Genomic DNA, 22782 nt, shown 5'->3' with positions numbered 1-22782 from the left:
CGGACTACAGTTTTCAAGTCCTGTAGTCCGCTGCTAAATATCCTTATTCATATGCACCCATGCGAAGGCGATCGACCTCCTCCTCTGTGAGGTAACGCCAGTCGCCACGGCGCAGGTTCTTTTTGGTCAGACCGGCAAACTGTACACGGTCGAGTTTCTGCACACGATAGCCGAGTGCCTCGAAGATACGGCGTACGATACGGTTCTTGCCGCTGTGGATCTCAATGCCCACCTGCTTCTTGTCTGTCGGACTGGCATACTGCACATCGTCGGCCTTGATCTCACCATCCTCGAGCTGCACGCCCTCGGCAATCTGCTGAAGATCACGGGCTGTGACATTCTTATCGAGATATACATGATAGATCTTCTTCTTCAGATACTTCGGATGTGTCAACTTCGAAGCGAGATCACCATCGTTGGTCAGCAAGAGCACACCTGTCGTGTTACGGTCGAGACGACCTACAGGATAGATACGCTCCGGACATGCGTTCTTCACAAGATCCATCACAGTCTTGCGCTGCTGGGGATCATCGCTGGTGGTCACATAATCCTTCGGTTTGTTAAGCAACACATACACCTTCTTCTCGATGGTTACAGGCTGATCGTGGAACTTCACCTCATCGGTACGCAGGATCTTGGTTCCCAGTTCTGTGACGATCTCGCCATTCACGGTTACGACACCTGCCTGGATGAACTCATCAGCCTCACGACGACTGCAGATACCTGCGTTTGCCAAGAACTTATTCAGACGCAACGGCTCATTGGGATCATAGTTGACCTCCTTGTACTCAATGCGTTTCTTCATGCTATACTTAGCATTCGGATCATAGTCGGCTGAGTGCTGGCGCGGTCCTTTCTTATAAGCTGAACCGTACGGTTTGCTGTAGGGTTTCTGATAATTTGGGTTATAACCGCCCTGACGAGGCTGATAGCCACCCTCCTGACGGGGACGGTAGCCACCCTGACGGGGTTGATAGCCACCTTCTTGACGAGGACGATAACCACCCTGACGAGGCTGATAGCCACCTTCCTGACGAGGCTGATAGCCACCCTCCTGACGGGGACGATAGCCACCCTGCCCTTGACGAGGCTGATAGCCACCCTCCTGACGAGGACGATAACCACCCTCCTGACGAGGCTGATAACCGCCGTTATAGTTGTTGCGGGGACGGTAACCGCCGCGCTGTGTATTTGCGCTCTGCAGACCGGCACCGAAGCCCTCCGGACGGAAGCCACCTTCATCGTTGTCGTGGTTGTTGAAACTTGGACGCTCAAAAGTTGGGCGCTGTCCTGTATGTATACGCGGGCGTGGTGAACGGCCCGTGCGGTATTCTTTCTGGAAGCCTTCCTGATTCTGTGTTTCTTCCTGCTTTTTCTCGTTGTTCTCGAAATCCATGCTAATAACTTTGTTTAAATACTTATTAATAAATTGTTGGTTGATTAGATTCCCGTATAAGAGGATGGCGTAATCGCGCGAAGCTCCTCTTTGACATCCTCACTGACTTCCAGGGTCTCAATAAAGTGACGGATCTTCTCGCCAGTCAGTTTCTCATTCGTTCTCGTCAGTGCTTTCAGCGTCTCATAAGGATTCGGATATGCCTCACGGCGGAGAATCGTCTGAATAGCCTCAGCCACGACTGCCCAGGTATTGTCAAGATCTTCCTGCAATTTCTCCTCGTTAAGGATCAGCTTACGCAGTCCCTTCAGGGTGCTCTGGAAAGCAATAAGCGCATGTCCCATAGGTACTCCGACATTACGCAGTACAGTCGAGTCGGTGAGGTCACGCTGCAGTCGGCTTACAGGCAGTTTGGCTGCCAGGAACTGCAAGATAGCATTCGCAATACCCAGATTACCCTCGGAGTTCTCATAGTCGATCGGGTTTACCTTATGCGGCATGGCACTACTACCCACCTCACCGGCTTTGATCTTCTGCTTGAAGTAATCCATGGAGATATACATCCAGAAATCACGATCCAGATCAATCACGATCGTATTGATACGACGCATCGCATCGAAGATGGCGCCCAGCCAGTCATAATTGGAGATCTGAGTGGTATACTGCTCGCGCTCAAGACCGAGTTTCTCGCTGACGAAGCTGTTGCCGAACTCACGCCAGTCATATTGCGGATAGGCCACATGATGGGCATTGTAATTACCAGTAGCACCACCGAACTTTGCCGTGACAGGAATCTCCTTCAGAGAGCGTAACTGCTCCTCCAGACGATAGACATAGACCATGATCTCTTTTCCCAGACGGGTTGGAGATGCCGGTTGACCGTGGGTCTTGGCAAGCATCGGGATATTCTTCCACTGCTCAGCATAATCGTGCAATTGCTCAATCAGTTCACTGACAAGCGGATAATATACGTCCTCCAAGGCCTCTTTCACGGAAAGAGGAACACTGGTATTATTAATATCTTGGGAAGTCAGACCAAAATGAATAAACTCCTTATACCGTTCAAAGCCACCAATGGCATCGAGCCTTTCCTTGATAAAGTACTCTACGGCTTTCACATCATGATTGGTTACCTTCTCAATTTCCTTCACACGCTGGGCATCAGCGGGTGAGAACTGGCGGTATATGTCACGGAGTTGGTCAAACAGTTGATGGTTGATGTCCTGCAGCTGTGGTAAAGGTAACTCGCAAAGGGTAATGAAGTATTCTATTTCAACACGCACTCTATAGCGAATCAACGCATACTCTGAGAAATACTCTGCCAACGGCTCTGTCTTACTCCTATAACGGCCATCAATAGGCGAAATGGCTGTCAACAAACTTAAATCCATTCTTAAACTAAACCAAAAAATTCGATAATTATCTATTCAATAAAAGCGCTTCGGCCCCAACCGCAACCTCCACGGCTGCAGAAGGACCTGTTTTGTGTCGTGGGCGTTGACGGATTCGAACCGCCGACCCTCTGCTTGTAAGGCAGATGCTCTAAACCAGCTGAGCTAAACGCCCTTCGTGCCTCCACACACATGCATTTTTATGCGGATGCAAAGGTACACTAAAAAAACGAAACCGCAAAATTTCCCGAAAGAAATTTCACGGTTTCACCTATATTATAACTGATACAGGTCGCTATCGGCCATCAACTCCACTTTTTTCTCTGCCAATATCCTCTCACAAGCCTCCAGATCCGTAGGACGAATGACGACTGTTGCCACATCACCATTGGCGAAAGAGTACATATACTCAATGAACACGCCATTGTCGGATAGATGTTTCAGAACAACAGCCAGCGAGCCACTGGTGTTAGGACAGATAAAGCCGATGACATCCGTAAGTTTCACAGCAAAGTGAGCCTCTTTCAATACCTGATAGGCCTTGTCTGGATCTGATACGATACAACGCAGGATACCAAAGTCACTGTTATCGGCAATACTCATGGCAGACAGATTAATACCTGCAGCTCCCAGGACCTCAGTCACCTCTGTCAGTCGTCCAGACTTGTTCTCAAGGAAAACGGATAATTGTTTTGCTTTCATACTCTTTATAGTTTAAGTTTCTTATCAGATTTTTCTATTATCTATCACACGCTTGGCCTTTCCTGTTGAGCGCTCAATACCCTTCGGCTCAACAAGTTTCACCTTGAAGCCAAGGCCGATCACACTGCGCAGCTCACCTTCCAGCTTCTTTTGCAGACCGACCATCGTCGCCATATCATCAGTGAAATACTCTTCCTTCACCTCGACCTTCAACTCTGACGTGTCCGTATTGTTGACACGGTCAACGGTCAACAGGAAGTGAGGCTCATACTCAGGCAGCTTCAGGATGACATCCTCGATCTGCGACGGGAACACGTTCACACCACGGATAATCAGCATATCATCGCATCTGCCAAGGATGCGGTCCATGCGAACGAGCGTGCGCCCGCACTCACATTTCTCATAATGAAGGGCCGTCAGATCGTGAGTCCGATAACGGAGAAGCGGCATACCCTCTTTCGTCAGATGGGTAAAGGTCAGCTCACCAAAAGAGCCCTCCGGCAGTGGCTCGCCCGTATTCGGATCCAAGATCTCAGGATAGAAATAGTCTTCATTGAGGTGTGTTCCATGCTGACATTCACACTCATAGCCGACGCCAGGACCGGCAATCTCGCTCAGTCCATAGATATCATAAGCCTTGATGCCCAAGGTCTGTTCCAGCTTTACACGCATCTTCTCCGTCCACGGCTCAGCACCGAAGACGCCAACCTTCAGCTTAAACTCATCACGAGGCCATTCACACTCCTGCATGGCTTCACCAAGGAACATCGCATACGAAGGAGTACAACACAGGATCGTCGTACCGAAATCATGCATCAGCGTCATCTGCTTCTGGGTGTTTCCAGAAGAGATAGGGATTACACTGGCACCGATATTCGTCGCACCATCGTGAGCACCCAGACCTCCCGTAAAGAGACCATAGCCATAAGCCACCTGGAAGATATCATCTTTTCCTGCGCCATAGGCCGTGAAAGCACGACTAATGGCCTCTGACCACATGGCCAGATCCTTTCTGGTATAAAGCACGACCACAGGCTTTCCCGTAGTACCTGAAGAGGCATGAATGCGTACGATCTGACTCATCGGCACAGCCGCCAGACCGAAAGGATAGTTGTCACGTAAGTCCAACTTGTTGGTAAACGGCAACTTAACGATATCGTCGATACCCTTGATATCACCAGGTTCCAATCCCATCTCCTGGAACTTCTTCCGATAAAAGGGGGTGTTGTGATACACATACTCTGCCATTTTCACCAAACGGCGACTCTGGATTTCACGAAGCTGTTCGCGATCCATGCATTCTACGCTTTCATTCCAAATCATTGTCTTTAATTTAGTATTTGTTGATGTTCTCGTATGACCTCCATTCCTTTCAAGGTGTAAAGGTAATGCAAAACGCGCAAAATACAAAATAAAAGCCCATTTATTTTTTACATTCCATATTATTACATTATTTATGCAACATAAAAAAGAGAATCCACAGCATCATTCAAAGGGACCAATAAAAAACGCTTCACCCTTTCAAGTGAAGCGTTATGTCTTTTTGTGGGCGTTGACGGATTCGAACCGCCGACCCTCTGCTTGTAAGGCAGATGCTCTAAACCAGCTGAGCTAAACGCCCTCGTTTCATTTTTGCGGGTGCAAAGGTACTGCTAAATATTGAGAACACGAAAACAATAAGAAGAAATCTTTTGAAATTTAACTCTTTTTAAGTATTCAACCTAAAAGATGCTCAATATCTGCCTGAGGAAGAATGCAAAGAATAGCCTTTCCGTCGGGTGTGTAGTTTACGTTAGAACAGGCGAAGAGCTCATTGATGACGGTCTCCATTTCCTCGTTACTAAGTATCTGTCCATAAGGAATGGCAGCACTACGCGCCAAACTCAATGCCAGTTGCGCATTCAATGTCGACAACTGTCCACGGACACCGTTTACGTCTTCTACCATCTGACATAGGAGACGGACAGGATCGATGCCTTCTATACCTGCAGGAACACCGTTGATAGCGAAGCTGTTACCACCAAGATCACTCAGATCGAAGCCGACATTTGTCAGATCAGGCATAATCTTAGTCAGAACCACCGCATCAGAAGGAGCCAATCGAACCGTTTCCGGGAAGAGCAGTTTCTGTGTACTGGCGGCATGCTTGTCCAGCTGTTCCATATAGCGGTCATATAAGATACGGATATCTGCACGATGCTGATCGATAATCATCAGTCCAGACTTAACCGCAGTCATCAAGTACTTTCCTTTATACTGATAGTGGACTGGCGACTTCTCAGAAAGGAAATCCGAGGAGACAGGCGGCACATCAGTCGTCTCTGGGACATCAAAGACGTTTCCCTCTTCTGACATCCCCTCAAGATCATACTCTGCTTTCGCGCCTTCATAAAGTGCCTCCCAGTTATCTGGAACTCGGGAAGCGACACGTGACCCAAAGGTCTCTGCCCCACCCGTATGTTTTCCTTTTCCCTGATTAAATGGGTTATAGTCGGGATTATACTGGGGTTGCGGGGGAGCAATATGACTGGCAGGATCATACACAGGGATATCAGGACATCCCTGTGTGTCAAAATCAATCGACGGAACCTCACAGAATTTCCCGATAGCATCGCGGACGGCAGCCGTCAGGATCTGCCAGACGGCCTGTTCGTTCTCAAACTTGATCTCAGTCTTCGTCGGATGGATGTTCACATCAATATCAGAAGGCTCAACCTCGAAATAGAGAAAATAAGGAACCTGCATCCCTTCTGGAATCAGACGCCCATAAGCAGAAATCACCGCCTTATGGAAATACGGATGCTTCATGTATCGACCGTTGACAAAGAAATAGTCATGTCCACTTTTCTTTCTCGCAGCCTCAGGCTTACCAACAAAGCCCGTAACGGTACACATAGCCGTATGGACGTCAACGGGCAGAAGATCCTGATTGTATTGTTTGCCAAACACATCCATGATACGCTGGCGCAGACTGCCAGGTTTCAGGTTCAGCATCTCCGTGCCATTATGATGTAGCGTAAAATGAATCTCCGGATAAACGAGTACGATCCGCTCAAAAGCGACAAGGATATTACTCAGCTCCGTCGCATTCGACTTCAGGAATTTCCGACGAGCCGGGACATTGAAGAACAGATTCTCCACCTTGAAGTTACTTCCTACCGGACAGGAGACAGGTTCTTGGCCAGCCACTTTTGAGCCCGCGATCAGCAGACGAGTACCTATCTCATCCTCCTGTCTTCTTGTCTGAAGCTCCACCTGAGCCACAGCTGCGATAGAGGCCAGGGCCTCACCACGGAAGCCCATCGTATGCAAGGCGAAGAGGTCGTCTGCCTGTCTGATCTTAGAGGTGGCATGACGTTCGAAACTCATACGAGCATCGATCTCGGACATACCCTTTCCGTCATCAATAACCTGAATACAAGTCCTACCGGCATCCACAACCATCACGTGGATGGTCTTGGCATCAGCGTCCACAGCGTTCTCGACCAACTCCTTGATGACAGAAGCCGGTCGCTGGATTACCTCACCAGCTGCAATCTGGTTGGCAACACTATCTGGAAGCAGACGGATCAGGTCACTCATGCTTACTCCTCCAATGAAAGATATCGTCACGGTTAAGCGGACGAACGCCATCGTACCACATAAAACCCGGAAGGCGCTTACGATCCGCAGGTATCTGATTCAACGGATACATCGTACCACTGGTCTTAGGCGTCCATACACGTTGGAGCTTCCGGTCCTTCAGGAACATTCGCAGCTCGGTGGTCTCCTGATAATTATAGATAATAGGAATCGAGTCGCCCTCCTCAAAATAGTAGCCGATGAGTACATTATCCTTCGCACGTGCCTCATGGATATTCCCATCAACGAAGAATGCGAACATCTCTTTCGACGACACCTGATTATAACAGGTCGTATCCGTCCGTAACTGTTGTATAGAGAAACAGTTGCCAATGATATGAGCACGATCGATAACGGAGTCTCTCAGGAACACCTCTATCCTATCGCCGACAAGTTGCTGGTTGTCGTTCCAGACGATCGGGTCATAATACATCGTCATACAGGAATCCTGCGAGTTGTAGACCAAGGAATCGCAGACGGCCTGTACATCGGTACGATAAGCACGTACATGACGGAAGGCATGTATCTTCCGATATACGGAATCTGTCTCGATATTAAAGGTTACCACCTTAAATGTATCGGCATGCATGAAAAGCGAGTCTCCCTGGGAATAGTCAATTGCCACGGCGCTATCGGTACATAAGGCATAGCCTGTATTCTCGTAATACTCGCCATAGTTGCCTGTCAGTTTATTCTTATTGAGCGAATCAACATAGACGACGTGACGGAATGCCTGACTGACCCCTTCCTTACTATCGTAATAGACGCTATCCCCCACCAGCATCTTACCACCATTGGTCAATACCGAACGGTTCATCAGACGGGCGCGGTCGTTTTTCGTATCATAGTAGCCTTGTTCCGAGTAGATATGACTCTCACCGGAAGTGATATCAGACGGACCAACGATATGAGCCATCGAGAGACGGGTATCATAGTAAAGTGTGTCGGTAGTGAGATAGAACTTCGGACTCTTCATCTTGACGTCGTAGTTGAATACCGACATCTTACTCTTCGTATTATACTCTCCCCAATCTGAGGTCAGCGTCGTCGCACCGTCTATCATCTTACCGCCTTCGAAGAAATAAGCGTTATCATAGAGACGGTCGAAATCAAGACTATCCGTATAAAGCGTCGTCTTACGGTGCTTGAGGACCACATTATACCGCGCTCGAGCCATCTGCTCGTTCCCGTCATAATAGGCATAGTCGCTCAGCAGGGAAAGCGTGTCTCCCTGATACATCCTCACATGTCCGAAAGCTTCAAAGGAATTGCTTGCCTCATAGAAATAGGCGCTATCACAGTAGAGCCGGGCACCCCGATGGGTGAAATGCACCTTCCCGTTCAGGATGGTTGCATCAGGATTCTTCATCTGGTCGAAATGCAGCAGATCTGCATGGACAAGATAGACACGCGTGTCCTGCACTCTTGCTTTTCGAGCCGGGCGCCTCCGCTGTCTCGCCGGCGCGGCAATAGTGGCCAGACAAAGAATAGCGAACAAAGCAATAACTATGGTCTTCGTTTTGGACATGGTCATTTAATCCATCCCTCATATTCAAACTGACAGTCCTTGTAATCGTCATTCAAACGGGTATAGACACTTTTAATCTTATTGACAACCCACTGATGGATGCGGTCATTCTGGCGGCGCTGTAGCACCACATCCTTCAACGTCTGGAAGTCTTCAGAGATAGAAGCCTTATGACCATCTATGCGGTTCTTCAACTTAACCACCACACAGACCGTCTTTCCGCGCTGGTTGATCATCTTGAAGGCACGAGACACCTGCCCCACCTGCATCGTATCCACCACCTTAGCCACCTCGGGCGGCAGGTCCTGCATACGGAAACGAGATGTAATGCGCCCCGTCTGTACGTCGTTATTCGACATCAGTCCCTTGTTATTACGGGTATCCTTATCATCAGACAAGTGCGCTGCAGCATCCTCAAAAGTGAACTTACCGTCCCGAATATCCACAGCCATGGAATCCAGCCGGACAAGTGCCTTCTCAATAGACTCCTGGGAGACGATCGGTTTACGGAGGATATGTCGGACGTTCACTTTCTCACCACGTTTCTCTACCAACTGAATGATATGGAATCCGAATTCCGACTCCACAATCTTTGAGACCTTCTTCGGGTCTGTCAGGTTGAACGCCACAGACGCAAAGGCAGGATCGAGAGTGCCTCGTCCCGCAAAGCCGATCTCACCACCACGACGTGCCGATTCCGGATCCTCGGAGTAGAGGCGTGCCAAAGTCTGGAACGTGGCGTCACCACGATTCACACGATCGGTATATTCACGAAGTTCCTCCTTGACACGATTCAGTTCTTCCGTCTCCACGCGCGGGGTCTGTTGGATAATCTGCACCTCCACCTCCGTAGGAACGAAAGGAAGACTATCCTGCGGCATCTCCTTGAAATAACGACGGACCTCCGCAGGAGTCACTGAGATATCCTCCACCAGTTTACGCTTCATCTTCTGAACCATCTGACGGTCTTTCATCTCTTCGCGCAGTTCATTACGGATCTGCGTAAGAGTCTGGTGCTTGTACTCCTCCAGACGTTCGCGAGAGCCGTCAACCATATCCAGCCAACCGTTAATGGTCATCTCTACCTGCTGTGCCACCTCGGCATCAGTCACCTCGACACTATCGATTTCTGCTTGATGTTTAAACAACTTCTGTACAGCGATCTGCTCTGGTATCGCACAATCAGGATCCCCGTTCCACTTCACGCCTTCCATCGAGGCCTGTATGCGCATAGCCTCAACATCAGACTTCAAGATGGCCTCATCGCCAACGACCCAAATCACTTCATCGACAACGCTCCCTATGGAATCGTTCTTTTCTTGACTATGAGTACCAGGAATGGCCGGCATGGCGATGCCAATCAAGGGAGTCGCCACAATCACTATGGGAAAAACTTTCTTGAATAAATTCATGGATGTTGGTTTATTGTTTTCAATACTTCATAATCTATCTGTACAGGGTAATGCCGACGCAGGGATGCCACCCATTCGCTTTCCAGCATATCCTGATAATCTTCAACAACTTTCTCACGCACATCAGTATAGTCATCCGGATACTTCTTCAGTTTCTTACCAAAGACAGCATCAATCGGATAATCAGGATAGACCTGCTGAGAGTGAGAACGGACCTTGAACACCATCTGGTCCACAACCGGATTATCGCCAAGCTTAAAAATCCCCTTTTCAACCCGGATACGAATCACGGAATCAGGATTAAACGTCTGGCGCAGCGCATCCTCCCACTGCTCAAATGGCAAGGATTTCACACATCGCCTGACCGCCTTGACATCGCTCTTGGTCTTAACATGATAAGCCATACCCTTATAGCGGGGTTCACTCCATGCATAGTCCTTCTTATGCTTTCTGAACCATGTGCGCAAGCCTTCTTCATCCTCTGCAGCCCGTTTCCACACCTTCTGATTGCTGATCTCATAAAGCAAAAGACCATCATGATACTCTTGCATGAGGTACTTCATATCTGAATCAGCAGTAGCCAGAGAGTCGGCGCGCATGTCCATCAGCTGTGCCTCCGTCAGTGTGCCCTTTGAGTCTCTCACTGTCTGCGCCACCTTCTGTGCTGCTATCGCATCACGAATGCCCTGTTGCTCAATGGCATAAACGATATCTTCTTTCAAGGAGTCGAAAGGTTCCAATTGTTTCCGATCCCTCATCAACACGATATGATAGCCCTCAGGCGAGAGGAAAGGACGACTCATCTCCCCTTTCTGTAACGAGTACGCCACCTCTTCAAACTCCTTGAAGGTCTGATGAGGCGCCATCCACGGGAGCAGTCCCCCTTGTCGGGCGGAACCAGGATCCTGCGACACCTTGCCTGCCATTTCAGCGAAGTCAGCACCCGCCAGCAAAGCACGATAGACAGAATCCGCACGCAGACTCGCCATCTCCTGCTCACGCACAGACGCTTTGGTAGAAAGACGTATCAGGATATGAGCAGGCCGTACCAATCCACGAGGTCCGACCATCTCCTTGGTATCGATGTAAATACGTCTTGCCTCTTCCAAGACATCCGCATCGGTCACAAGTGTGGGACGTACCTGCTGATTCCTATACATGGCATATTCTTCCTTGAAGGAAGACAAAGTATCCAGTCTCGCGTCCAAAGCTGCGGCGACCTTCAACTTATAATTCACAAACAGTTCCACATACTCCTCTACCGTCAACTTATCAGCGATCCCTTCCCCATTGTTCTTGTTATAAGAGTATTCAAACTCAGAACGGGTAACAGGTACACCATTCACCGTCATCACGATCGGCTCTTTCTGAGCCATGGCGACGACAGCGGTTAACAGTATGGCGACAAGCAGCGGAAGTTTTCTCATCAATCGTTGGGTCTTGAGTAATTCGGAGCCTCACTTGTGATCGTAATGTCATGCGGATGGCTCTCGTTCACACCTGCATTAGTGATACGGGTGAACTTCGCATCATGCAGTTTCTCGATGGTAGCAGCACCACAATAGCCCATACCCGAGCGCAAGCCACCCACCATCTGGTAGATCACCTCCTGAACCGTTCCTTTATAAGGCACACGACCAGCAATACCCTCAGGTACCAGTTTCTTCACCTCCTTGGTCTCACCCTGGAAATAGCGGTCCTTTGAACCATGCTTCTGCTCCATCGCCTCCAGAGAGCCCATACCACGATAGCTCTTGAACTTACGTCCATTATAAATAATCGTGTCACCAGGACTCTCTTCTGTGCCTGCGACAAGTGATCCGATCATGACGCAGCTTCCTCCCGCAGCCAGAGCCTTTACGATATCTCCCGAATAGCGCAGACCACCATCGGCGATAAGAGGAACACCCGTTCCCTTCAAGGCGCTATACACATCATAGACGGCACTCAACTGAGGAACGCCCACACCTGCCACGACACGTGTCGTACAGATAGAGCCTGGGCCGATGCCCACCTTCACACTGTCTGCACCATTGGCAACCAGCATCTTGGCGGCCTCACCGGTAGCCACGTTACCGACTACAATATCAATGTTGGGGAAACATTTCTTAGCCTCGACAAGTTTCTCGATCACGGACTTAGAATGACCGTGAGCCGTATCAATCACGATGGCATCGGCACCGGCATCGACCAAGGCCTGCATGCGCTCCAGGGTATCGACGGTAACACCGACACCGGCAGCGACGCGCAAGCGCCCCTTCTCATCCTTACAGGCCATCGGCTTATCCTTAGCCTTCGTGATATCCTTATACGTGATCAGACCTATCAGACGGTTATCCTTGTCGACAACGGGCAACTTCTCGATCTTGTTCTCCTGGAGGATCTGCGCAGCAGCCGTCAAGTCCGTCTGCTGATGAGTCGTCACCAGGTTATCCTTCGACATGATCTCCTCCACGGGACGGTCCAGACGACGCTCGAAACGCAGGTCACGGTTGGTCACGATACCCACGAGATGTTTCTCCTCATCCACCACAGGGATACCACCGATATGATACTCCGACATGATATCCATTGCCTGAGACACCGTAGAGCCCAGCGGAATCGTAACCGGATCATAGATCATACCATTCTCCGCGCGCTTCACAATAGCCACCTGACGAGCCTGGTCTTCTATCGACATATTCTTATGAATGACACCGATACCTCCTTCACGGGCAATGGCTATAGCCATCTGCGACTCCGTAACCGTATCCATCGCCGCTGTAACAAACGGGATGTTCAACTCGATATTCCGAGAAAAACGGGTTTTCAACTCTACTGTTTTGGGCAGCACTTCAGAATAAGCGGGGATTAACAGGACGTCGTCGAATGTCAGTCCGTCCATGACGATTTTGTCTGCAATAAATGAAGCCATAAATACACTTTCTTTAAAATATTGCATGCAAAGGTAGTCATTTTCCACCACATCGCATTCGCTTTTTAGGAAAAAGTCACCTTATTAATGCAAATTAACCAAAAAGGGAGAGGGCAGGCACCTTTTAGAGAATCAATTTGCCATCTCGGAAAGGAATTTGATGCGTACCAATCGGATCTCGTCTTCCGAATATTCGCCACCCAATTCTTTCTGCGCAATACTCAATTTATCTGTATCTGATTCACAAAAATAATCATAGATGTCGTCAATATGATCTTCATCCATCACGTCTTCCAGGAAATAGTCGATATTCAGTTTCGTGCCACTATAGACGATCGCCTCTATCTCATCTAGAAGTGCATCAAACTCGATGCCCTGTGCCGCAGCGATATCATCAAGAGCCACTTGACGATCTATGCTCTGGATGATCTTCACTTTCAGCATAGACTTCTTGGCAACAGTGCGAACCCGCATGTCAGCCTGACGCTCAATACTGTTTTCCTCACAATACGTCTTGATGAGATCCACGAACTCCTGAGCATACGGTTGCTTCACCTTTCCTTCGCCGACACCCTGGATATTCTTCAGTTCATCCAGCGTGACAGGGTAGTCCGTAGCCATCTGCTCTAATGACACATCCTGGAAGATCACATACGGTGGACGCTGCATACGCTTGGACACTTTCTTCCGAAGATCCCGCAGCATCGCACTCAACGTCGGATCAAGCGCACTGATGCCACTTTCATGGTCAATAGTATCCTCATCGTCAACGAACTCAGCATCCTTCACAATCATAAACGACTGAGGAGACTTCAGATACTTCTTTCCTGCCGAGGTAACCTTCAGCAGTCCGTAGTTCTCGACTTCCTTCTTCAGATATCCAGCGATCAGAGCCTGACGAATCACCGGGTTCCAGATCTTCTCATCATCATCAGACCCGGCACCGAACGACTCCAGCTCCTCATGATGGTGTGCGAGTATCTCTTCCGTCTCCTTGCCTATGATAAAATCGATGATATAGTCTGCCCGGAACCGTTCTTTCACCGACAAGACGGCATTCAGCACGATCACCAACTGCTCCTGAGCCTCGATCTTCGTCTTCGGGTGGAGACAGTTGTCACAGTTTCCACAGTTGTCCTTGGGGTACACCTCTCCGAAATAGTGCAACAGCATCTTCCGGCGACAGACCGATGTCTCGGCATAGGCAGCAGTCTCCACTAAGAGCTGACGCCCGATATCCTGTTCTGCGACAGGCTTTCCCTCCATGAACTTATCCAGCTTCTGAAGATCCTTATATGAATAGAACGCGATACACAGGCCCTCGCCGCCGTCACGGCCGGCACGTCCTGTCTCCTGGTAATACCCTTCCAGGGATTTCGGGATATCATAATGGATGACGAACCGCACGTCCGGCTTGTCTATTCCCATGCCAAAGGCAATCGTTGCCACGATGACATCGATATTCTCCATCAAGAACTCGTCTTGTGTCGTAGAACGGGTGACAGAGTCCAGACCTGCATGATAGGCTGCCGCTTTGATGTCGTTTGCCTGTAAGACGGCGGCCAGCTCCTCAACCTTCTTCCTGGAAAGGCAATAGATAATACCACTCTTCCCCGGATGTTGCTTGATGAACTTGATGATATCCTTGTCTACATCCTTCGTCTTCGGGCGCACCTCATAATACAGATTCGGCCGATTGAACGAGCTCTTGAACTCTGCAGCATCGACGATGCCAAGATTTTTCTTAATATCTGTACGTACCTTATCCGTAGCAGTTGCTGTCAGTGCGATAATCGGAGCCTTTCCAATTTCATTTACAATCGGACGAATTCTCCTATATTCAGGTCTGAAGTCATGACCCCACTCAGATATGCAATGAGCCTCATCAACGGCATAGAAAGAAATCTTTACTGATTTCAGGAAATCGACGTTATCTTCCTTTGTCAACGACTCCGGCGCGACGTACAGTAATTTTGTACGACCAGACAGGATATCCGCCTTCACCTGGTCTATCGCGGCCTTATTCAGCGACGAGTTCAGATAATGGGCAGTCCCCTCATGCTCACTCAAGTTGGAGATCACATCGACCTGATTCTTCATCAGGGCGATCAAGGGCGAGATCACGATGGCCGTTCCCTCCATCAGAAGGGAGGGCAGCTGATAACAGAGAGACTTACCACCACCAGTGGGCATGAGAACAAAAGTATCATGACCATCCAACAGGTTCTGGATGATTTGCTCCTGATCGCCTTTGAATGTATCAAATCCAAAGTATTTCTTCAGAGCATCGGTAAGGTTTCTCTTCTCTGTCATATATGATTTCAGCAAATTAGGCTCCTATCTTCTGTAAACGAGACTGATCCAACTGTTTCCGCGCATAGTCGGGAGTGATCACCAGTTTCTTGACCTTCTTGGAAGGCATATCAAACATGGCATCCATCATCACGCTCTCCACGATAGACCGCAGACCACGTGCGCCCAGATTATACTCCACGGCCTTATCGACAATCACCTGCAAAGCCTCGTCTTCGAATGTCAGTTCTATTCCATCCATCTCAAACAACTTCTGGTACTGTCTCACGATGGAGTTCTTCGGTTCCACCAGGATACGCTCTAATGCCGCGCGATCCAAAGGATTCAGATAGGTGAGCACTGGCAATCGGCCGATAATCTCCGGGATCAGGCCAAACGATTTCAGGTCCTGCGGCAAGACATATTTCATCAGATCCTTCTTGTCGATCTTTCTCACGTTCTGAACAGAATTGTATCCCACGACATGCGTATTCAGACGCTGGGCGATCTTACGTTCAATACCGTCAAAGGCACCGCCACAGACAAACAGGATGTTATGCGTATCGACATGAATATAGTCCTGATCCGGATGCTTGCGCCCTCCCTTTGGCGGCACATTGACGATCGTACCCTCCAGGAGCTTGAGCAGACCCTGCTGCACACCCTCGCCACTCACATCACGGGTAATAGACGGGTTATCGCCCTTACGGGCTATCTTGTCGATCTCGTCGATGAAGACGATGCCCCTTTGGGCAGCCTCCACATTATAGTCGGCCACCTGCAGCAGTCGGGTCAGGATACTCTCCACATCCTCGCCCACATAGCCGGCCTCGGTGAACACCGTCGCATCAACGATGGTGAAGGGCACATCAAGCAGTTTGGCTATCGTACGGGCCAACAGCGTCTTACCTGTACCCGTGGAGCCCACCATGATGATATTGCTCTTCTCTATCTCGACACCATCCTCATCCTTCTTCTGCTGTAACCGTTTGTAGTGGTTGTATACAGCCACAGAGAGGTAGCGTTTCGCCTCGTCCTGTCCGATCACATACTGGTCCAGGTAATCCTTTATCTCCTTGGGCTTGGGAACTTTCTTCTGACGGAACTGGCCCTCGTCGGCCTGTGGCGTCTTGGAAAGATTCTCCTGCACAATACGATAGGCCTGCTCGGCACAGCTCTCACAGATATAGCCATTGATACCAGTTATCAACAGCTTCACTTCATGTTCGTTTCTTCCACAGAAGCAGCACTCTTTCTTCATCCGCCCTACTTCTTCCTTATCAGAACCTCATCAATCATACCATATGCCTTTGCCTCGTCTGCCGTCATCCAGTAGTTACGATCGGAATCGGCATACACCTTATCATAGGGCGTATGCGAGTGCTCAGAGATAATGGTATACAACTCTTTCTTGAACTTCAGGATCTCCTTCGCCTCGATCTCAATGTCAGAAGCCTGTCCTTGCACACCGCCGAGTGGCTGATGAATCATCACACGACTATGCGGCAGTGCCGAACGCTTGCCTTCCGTTCCGGCCACAAGGAGTACTGCGCCCATAGAGGCCGCCATACCCGTACATATCGTTGCCACGTCGCTGGAGATGAACTGCATGGTATCATATATACCCAGTCCGGCCGTCACACTTCCGCCAGGACTGTTGATATAAATAGAAATATCCTTACCAGCATCGACAGAATCCAGGTAAAGCAACTGCGCCTGCAACGTGTTCGCTGTATAGTCGTCTATCTGTGTACCCAGAAAGATGATACGGTCCATCATCAAACGGGAGAAGACATCCATCTGTGTCACGTTCAGCTGGCGTTCCTCCAAGATATACGGATTCAGGTACTGAGCCTGAGCGCTCATCACCTCGTCCAGTGTCAGGCCATCCATCCCCAGATGCTTGGTGGCATATTTCCTAAAATCATTCTTTAACATATCTTGCTTCCTTTTGTTTTTATGCATAAAAAAAGGTTATCGACCCTTCTTTACCTTGTGATTGGGACACAAAGATAATCAAAAAAGTCGATAACCTCTCTATATAGGGGGTTATTTTTTGCTAAAATACCTTATTTTTCTTGCATCAGCTTGTTGAATTCATCCAACGAGACTTCCTTCTCATTCAGTTTCACAACCTTCTTGAGAGCCTCCGTCAGTTTCACGTCAACGGCACGATCGACGAAGTTATCAAGATTCTCGCGCTTCTTCAGCTGCTCAGCGGCATAGTTCTCGAGCACATCCTCGGGCACATTGCTCATACCATACTGAGCGAACTGCTGACGGATGGCATCCTTGGCGACAGCCTTCAGGTCCTCATCCTCAACCTTAATATTCTGAGCCGCAACGATCTGCTCCTTGATCAAGTGCCACTTCAGCTCCTTGATACTTCCCTCGAAGTTCTTCTCCACATAGTCGGCACCCTTATCCTGATTGTTCTGGATCATCACGCGCTTGAGGAGAGCCTCGGGGAACTCGAGCTTACCCACCTTCTTCTCCATGTGGGCACGCACGTCAAGCATGAACTTATAGTCGCTGTTGCTGACCAACTGAGCCTTCAGCATCTCTGCGATCTTCTCACGGAACGCCTTCTCGTCCTTGACCGTTCCTTCGCCGAACACTCTGTCGAAGAGTGCCTGGTTCACCTCTGCCGGCTGGAAGTGGCGGATCTCGGTGATCTGATAGCTGAAGTCAGCCTTCAGATCCTTCACCTGCTCCTTGTCGACCTTCAGCAGGGCAGCCACCTCGGCGTCGTTGTCGGGATAGGCCTTCTTCGGGTTGAAGGTGATGATATCACCCACCTTGGCACCCTCGAACAACTTCTTCTGGTCCTCGGCCTTGATATAGGCGGGCATCACCATACCACCCTCGGTCGTGATACCACCCTCTTTGGTGTTTCCCTTCTTGTCAAGCTCACGGAGATCACCAGTGATGGTGTCGTTGCCGCTGAAGACCTCGGCCTTCACGAACTCACCACCCTGAGATGCGTACATCTCCACCTGCTGGTCGATCAGCTTGTCATCGACCGTGATGGTGTAATAGTCCACCTTATCGCGGCCTGTCAGCTCAGCCTTGAACTCGGGAGCCACGGCGATGTCGAACACGAAGGTCAGCTCGCCATCCTTCTCGAAGTCCTGAGGCACCTGCTTCTCCTCGTTGGGAAGGGGCTCACCCAGCATCTGAATCTTATTCTCACGGATGTATTCATAAAGTTTCTCACCCATCAGCTTGTTGACCTCATCAACCTTCACGGCTGTGCCATACTGCTTTTTGATCAGTCCCATGGGAACCATGCCAGGACGGAATCCCGGAACCTGGGCTTTCTTGCGATAGCTCTTCAACGTCTTCTCTACCTGCTCCTGATAGTCTGCCGGCTCTACGGTCATTGTCAAAAGACCGTTGATCTTATCGGCGCAATCGAATGTAATTTTCATCTTCTTTATACCTTATTTAATATGTAAATCAAATTTTGAGGTGCAAAAGTACACATAATTGACGTAATACCCGAACAATTTTGTTTTTTTAACACATCACTCTTCCTCTCTTGCCTTTCGTTCCTCTTCCAGCAGCTGGAAGTCTTTCTTCCTCAAGACAAAGGAGTTCGACAAGTACTTTTCCCGCACGATCTTGTTCTCAGCCAACTCCTCCGGACTGCCCTGGAACAAGATACGACCTTCGAACAGAAGATAGGCACGGTCAGTGATCGAAAGCGTCTCCTGAACATTATGGTCCGTTATCAGGATACCGATATTACGATACTTCAGTTTCCATACGATCTGCTGGATATCCTCCACGGCGATCGGGTCGACGCCCGCAAACGGCTCATCCAGCATGATGAACTTCGGTTCGATAGCCAGGCATCGGGCGATCTCCGTTCTCCGTCGCTCACCACCCGACAGCTGGTCACCTTTGTTCTTGCGCACCTTCTGCAGACGGAACTCCTTGATCAGCTCCTCCAACTTCTTCATCTGATAATCACGAGGCTTGCCCGTCATCTCCAATACAGAAAGAATGTTATCCTCAACACTCATCTTACGGAACACGCTCGCCTCCTGCGCCAGATAGCCGATGCCCGCACGGGCACGCTTATACACGGGGAATGTCGTCACATCCTCTTCCCCCAGGTAGATATGCCCCCCATTGGGAACGATCAGACCAGTCGTCATATAGAAAGACGTCGTCTTTCCTGCACCGTTTGGTCCAAGCAGTCCGACGATCTCACCCTGTTTCACGTCAAAGCTCACGTCATTGACCACCGTACGTTTCCCATACCGTTTGACGAGTCCTTCCGTCCGAAGCACCAAACGCTCCTTCATCTGTTTTTCTTCCATATTGATGTCTGATTTGGATGCAAAGTTACGAAAAACGAGTGAAATGTAAAAGGAAAACTCGTTTTTCTTTTTCATGTGTTTTTACGTTGACTTATAGTTTTGACAAAGTTTCCTCTGGGGAATGTCGGATTTTCCTCCGACGAAACGCCCAATTCGCTTTACTGAAGCCTTACACATTTTGTCCAATTGTCCAAACACCGCGTTAATTGTATCACCCTTCGAAACGTGCTTTTTCAAGAAAATATCTCTATTTCTTGTTCGTTCAAATAATTATACTTGTGGAATAAAGAACAGTCACTTCTTGCTTAACATAAATAAGGCTTGTAACATAACATAGCTTGGGGCAGTGTTATGTATTGTCTCCGTATAGCCCTGGGCATCAACCACAAATTTATAATTCGACAGATTCCTCAAGATGTCAAAGCCGACAAGTTTGACATTCAGTTTATTCTTGATAACATTCTTGCTCACAGAGACATTCCAAATGAAATTATCCGTATTCATACTGGCAGATGTATACCCACGTCGGCTGAACATCTTCACGTCAGAGGACAGATCCACACCCCATTGGGGTATTGTATATGACACATTACAACCATAGTCATATTCAAATGCACTGACTCCTGAGAAATCTGTTCTTTTACTCATGCTCTTACGCCACAGGAAATGAACATTCGTCCCCAAGGTGAGTTGCTTATGACGATAGAAGCTAACCATCTTCGTATCAGACAACAACGTGTTCACCTTGCTTAACTCATCGCTAGGAACATAATAAGACAGAGCGTAATCCACGTTTCTTAGATAGTCAAAAGATGACTTAATGTCGGTAGATATCTTCTTTTGCTTTCCCCAGTCGAAATGATAGCCAAGGCCAACACTCATTCGCCAGTTTCCGTTTACATTACCACTACCAATGGTGTAATGCCCTTTCTCCGGATTGAACGTTAGTTTCCTTCCGAGGGCGTTTCTCCTTGCTGTAAGGGTTACGCCTGCGGAGAAGGATCGTCCAGTATTGGAATTTGATTTCGCAATAAGGAAATTGAAGATATGCTCTACACTGTTCTTCAAACCAGGGTTATAGATATAAGTAGTAAGTGCTTCGAAATTATTGACGACAGGCAGGATAATCGACATTTCCGGACTCTGTACATCTACGGAATAGCTGCTTTCCATATGTAATCCATCGTTATTCAGTTCAAAGAAATACGAAGGCTTAATATGCAATTCCCTCCTCCTTGCGAGAGTATCCAGTTGGAGACTGTTGTATCTGATCCTCTCGTCAGTATATTCAAGGGGGAAATAAACGCTCATACGAACGCTTTTCTGATTATGGAAATAATCATAGGACAAATTAAGGCCTGTTGAGTAGACATTGGCAGAGTTGACGAATGAACGGGAATTGAACAGATCTGTCATCGAGTTCTCTTTGTATATATCGTCTGCATGTGTACGTCTCTTCTCATAAGTTACTTGTCCTGACAGCAGGAGATTATTAATAAAGCGCATGACATATTGCCCGTTAAAGGAATAATTTGATTCCTGCCTTGTCTTGTTGATAGAAGAATTGCGAATTTCGGTTGAATCAAGTAGCAGATATCTCACGGCGTATTCCTCGTCATCCCTGTTCGGGCGATTACGCAGATAGTCGCCTTTAATGGAGATATTCAGATTATCACCCGTAGGCAGTTGAGTCGTATAGGTGACAGAGGCTGACGAGTTCAGACTATGTTTCTCCGCATGACCATCATAATTCTTGTTCAGGGCGTTCATCTCAAGTAAAGAACACGACACGTCCTTTACCTTTGAGTAGTCGATCTTTGCTGTCGTAAAAAGCTTGAAAGGTTTCTGGAGGATAAACCGATTGAAGAAGTCCAGGCCTGACAATCTTGAAACATCAGAATTAGCGATATTTGAGACAAGGTTTCCTAAAGAATGATACTCATACTTCATCTGCTGGATGCTGGCATCGTTTTTCTTCCACTTGGCTGTAGCCGACATGGTTTCCTTCCATTTCCTGTCCTTCTCGTTTATGGTGAGATAGGTGCCCAACTGTCTGGTCGAGACCAATCCTTCCACGGCCCTTTCCGGATTCCAGTCACCCCCATAATTGGGCAATTGTGTTTCGTTGGTATTATTCGTGTTTCCAAAAACGCTCCAATTGCTGTGATGGGTCTTTCGCATGGCAAACAAACGCCCTAAATATCTATGTCCAGACCCTATGCCGCCCCCCATATTGATAGTATATCCTGTCGCATACTCTTTCTTAAGCCTGACATCCATTATATAATCTTTACGTGCGGCATGAGAATCGAGGAATTGGTTCTGTTCACTGTCTTGTTCGAACACTCTTAGCTCTTTTACAATATAATAAGGAAGATTATCCAATACAATTCGATTCTTGCCCTTGAAAAAATCGTTACCATCCAACGTCAGATAATCTATTTTCCGTCCATTGACATATATGTCGCCGTTTTGCTTCAACTCTGCACCTGGCAATTGACGGATAAGTGCATCAAGCATGGATCCCGAATGGATATTAAACGCACTGGCGTTATATACAAGCGTATCATTACGATACGTAAAACGAACCTTGGTCCCTTTTACAACAACTTCCTCCAGTCCGATACTTTTATAGACATCAGAATCATTCTTCTCAAGATAAAGAGATGGCAATTCTATCTGAAATCTTCTGGCAACATGTTTGATACGATAAACAAGCGATTGACTTTTGTATCCTGATGCGGAAACCTTAAACTGATATGTGGCTTGTTCTGCTGGTACATAGATTTTGAATCTGGCATCATCGCGGGTCGCTTTTGCCTCCACGGTGTCTAATGGAATATCATGTTCGTTTAACAATACGACAGTACCCTCTACGCCCGTCCTCGTAAAAGCATCGAATATTTTGCCATTCAATTCGATGTTTCTTTTTTGAGCACTTGACGAAATGGACATCAAGAGCAATAACAATGAGCAACAATATTTCATACCTCTATAAAAGAACATGCGACACCTTCAGTTTTTAATTTCAAAGAATAATGTTTTTGTGAGTAAATTCATAAAAATGATTGATAATATAGTATAGAAATCTATCGGAGTGCTTTATACTGTGGCAATTTGATTCTTTTTTGGACGCAAATTTACGAAAAATCGAGCGCAGAACAAAGAAACTCGTTTCTTTTTTTGCCGAGACGGAGT

At 48.2% G+C, this 22782-nt stretch carries 15 protein-coding genes and 2 tRNA genes; all 17 read right to left on the bottom strand.

The window, feature by feature from the left end:
- Nucleotides 1-43: 43 nt before the first annotated feature.
- Nucleotides 44-1396: a pseudouridine synthase gene (locus BMY63_RS08485; protein ID WP_176771094.1), complete on the bottom strand. Its 1353-nt coding sequence runs from the start codon at nucleotides 1394-1396 to the stop codon at nucleotides 44-46.
- Nucleotides 1397-1440: 44 nt separating this feature from the next.
- Complete coding sequence (gene purB, locus BMY63_RS08480; RefSeq protein WP_091901016.1) at nucleotides 1441-2787, bottom strand: adenylosuccinate lyase; 1347 nt, start codon at nucleotides 2785-2787, stop codon at nucleotides 1441-1443.
- A 100-nt stretch (nucleotides 2788-2887) separates the two neighbouring features.
- Nucleotides 2888-2962 (bottom strand) — tRNA-Val (locus BMY63_RS08475).
- 101 nt (nucleotides 2963-3063) lie between these two features.
- Nucleotides 3064-3489: an ACT domain-containing protein gene (locus BMY63_RS08470; protein WP_091901018.1), complete on the bottom strand. Its 426-nt coding sequence runs from the start codon at nucleotides 3487-3489 to the stop codon at nucleotides 3064-3066.
- A 24-nt stretch (nucleotides 3490-3513) separates the two neighbouring features.
- Nucleotides 3514-4812, bottom strand: coding sequence for a phenylacetate--CoA ligase family protein (locus BMY63_RS08465; protein WP_091915951.1), 1299 nt, complete (start codon nucleotides 4810-4812; stop codon nucleotides 3514-3516).
- A gap of 223 nt (nucleotides 4813-5035) precedes the next feature.
- A tRNA-Val gene (locus BMY63_RS08460) sits at nucleotides 5036-5110 on the bottom strand.
- Nucleotides 5111-5205: 95 nt separating this feature from the next.
- On the bottom strand, nucleotides 5206-7071 hold the full coding sequence (gene mutL / locus BMY63_RS08455; RefSeq protein WP_091915949.1) for a DNA mismatch repair endonuclease MutL: 1866 nt from the start codon (nucleotides 7069-7071) through the stop codon (nucleotides 5206-5208).
- Nucleotides 7064-8644: an OstA-like protein gene (locus tag BMY63_RS08450; protein WP_256218982.1), complete on the bottom strand. Its 1581-nt coding sequence runs from the start codon at nucleotides 8642-8644 to the stop codon at nucleotides 7064-7066. Before BMY63_RS08450 ends, mutL begins: the two co-directional genes overlap by 8 nt.
- Entirely contained in the window at nucleotides 8641-10050 is a 1410-nt protein-coding gene (locus BMY63_RS08445; protein WP_091915947.1) for a peptidylprolyl isomerase, read from the bottom strand. Before BMY63_RS08445 ends, BMY63_RS08450 begins: the two co-directional genes overlap by 4 nt.
- Nucleotides 10047-11477 (bottom strand): peptidylprolyl isomerase, encoded by a 1431-nt coding sequence (locus tag BMY63_RS08440; RefSeq protein WP_091915945.1) that lies wholly within the window; start codon nucleotides 11475-11477, stop codon nucleotides 10047-10049. Before BMY63_RS08440 ends, BMY63_RS08445 begins: the two co-directional genes overlap by 4 nt.
- A complete protein-coding gene (gene guaB / locus BMY63_RS08435) occupies nucleotides 11477-12964 on the bottom strand; it encodes an IMP dehydrogenase (RefSeq protein ID WP_091915943.1) in 1488 nt (495 codons plus the stop codon). The genes BMY63_RS08440 and guaB overlap by 1 nt, the downstream gene beginning before the upstream one ends.
- A gap of 132 nt (nucleotides 12965-13096) precedes the next feature.
- A complete protein-coding gene (gene recQ, locus BMY63_RS08430) occupies nucleotides 13097-15277 on the bottom strand; it encodes a DNA helicase RecQ (RefSeq protein ID WP_091915941.1) in 2181 nt (726 codons plus the stop codon).
- A gap of 16 nt (nucleotides 15278-15293) precedes the next feature.
- Nucleotides 15294-16517 carry an ATP-dependent Clp protease ATP-binding subunit ClpX gene (gene clpX, locus BMY63_RS08425; RefSeq protein ID WP_091915939.1) on the bottom strand — a complete coding sequence of 408 codons (1224 nt, stop codon included), beginning with the start codon at nucleotides 16515-16517 and terminating at the stop codon, nucleotides 15294-15296.
- Between the two features lie 5 nt (nucleotides 16518-16522).
- The gene (clpP, locus tag BMY63_RS08420) at nucleotides 16523-17194 is read right to left on the bottom strand and encodes an ATP-dependent Clp endopeptidase proteolytic subunit ClpP (protein WP_091901040.1); all 672 of its coding nucleotides are present in this window, start codon (nucleotides 17192-17194) and stop codon (nucleotides 16523-16525) included.
- Nucleotides 17195-17325: 131 nt separating this feature from the next.
- Nucleotides 17326-18687: a trigger factor gene (gene tig / locus BMY63_RS08415; protein WP_091901042.1), complete on the bottom strand. Its 1362-nt coding sequence runs from the start codon at nucleotides 18685-18687 to the stop codon at nucleotides 17326-17328.
- A 96-nt stretch (nucleotides 18688-18783) separates the two neighbouring features.
- Entirely contained in the window at nucleotides 18784-19584 is an 801-nt protein-coding gene (gene lptB, locus BMY63_RS08410; RefSeq protein ID WP_091915937.1) for an LPS export ABC transporter ATP-binding protein, read from the bottom strand.
- A gap of 294 nt (nucleotides 19585-19878) precedes the next feature.
- Complete coding sequence (locus BMY63_RS08405) at nucleotides 19879-22500, bottom strand: hypothetical protein (RefSeq protein ID WP_143065759.1); 2622 nt, start codon at nucleotides 22498-22500, stop codon at nucleotides 19879-19881.
- Nucleotides 22501-22782 lie beyond the last annotated feature (282 nt).

The organism is Prevotella aff. ruminicola Tc2-24 (genome assembly GCF_900110895.1).
Classification (GTDB): Bacteria; Bacteroidota; Bacteroidia; order Bacteroidales; family Bacteroidaceae; genus Prevotella.
This window is presented reverse-complemented; position numbering and strand designations above follow the sequence as displayed.

Bases quoted from the DNA above. Each gene is read 5' to 3' on its own strand.
- BMY63_RS08485 (WP_176771094.1), bottom strand. From the start codon at position 1,396: ATGGATTTCGAGAACAACGAGAAAAAGCAGGAAGAAACACAGAATCAG.
- purB (WP_091901016.1), bottom strand. From the start codon at position 2,787: ATGGATTTAAGTTTGTTGACAGCCATTTCGCCTATTGATGGCCGTTAT.
- BMY63_RS08470 (WP_091901018.1), bottom strand. From the start codon at position 3,489: ATGAAAGCAAAACAATTATCCGTTTTCCTTGAGAACAAGTCTGGACGA.
- BMY63_RS08465 (WP_091915951.1), bottom strand. From the start codon at position 4,812: ATGATTTGGAATGAAAGCGTAGAATGCATGGATCGCGAACAGCTTCGT.
- mutL (WP_091915949.1), bottom strand. From the start codon at position 7,071: ATGAGTGACCTGATCCGTCTGCTTCCAGATAGTGTTGCCAACCAGATT.
- BMY63_RS08450 (WP_256218982.1), bottom strand. From the start codon at position 8,644: ATGACCATGTCCAAAACGAAGACCATAGTTATTGCTTTGTTCGCTATT.
- BMY63_RS08445 (WP_091915947.1), bottom strand. From the start codon at position 10,050: ATGAATTTATTCAAGAAAGTTTTTCCCATAGTGATTGTGGCGACTCCC.
- BMY63_RS08440 (WP_091915945.1), bottom strand. From the start codon at position 11,477: ATGAGAAAACTTCCGCTGCTTGTCGCCATACTGTTAACCGCTGTCGTC.
- guaB (WP_091915943.1), bottom strand. From the start codon at position 12,964: ATGGCTTCATTTATTGCAGACAAAATCGTCATGGACGGACTGACATTC.
- recQ (WP_091915941.1), bottom strand. From the start codon at position 15,277: ATGACAGAGAAGAGAAACCTTACCGATGCTCTGAAGAAATACTTTGGA.
- clpX (WP_091915939.1), bottom strand. From the start codon at position 16,517: ATGAAGAAAGAGTGCTGCTTCTGTGGAAGAAACGAACATGAAGTGAAG.
- clpP (WP_091901040.1), bottom strand. From the start codon at position 17,194: ATGTTAAAGAATGATTTTAGGAAATATGCCACCAAGCATCTGGGGATG.
- tig (WP_091901042.1), bottom strand. From the start codon at position 18,687: ATGAAAATTACATTCGATTGCGCCGATAAGATCAACGGTCTTTTGACA.
- lptB (WP_091915937.1), bottom strand. From the start codon at position 19,584: ATGGAAGAAAAACAGATGAAGGAGCGTTTGGTGCTTCGGACGGAAGGA.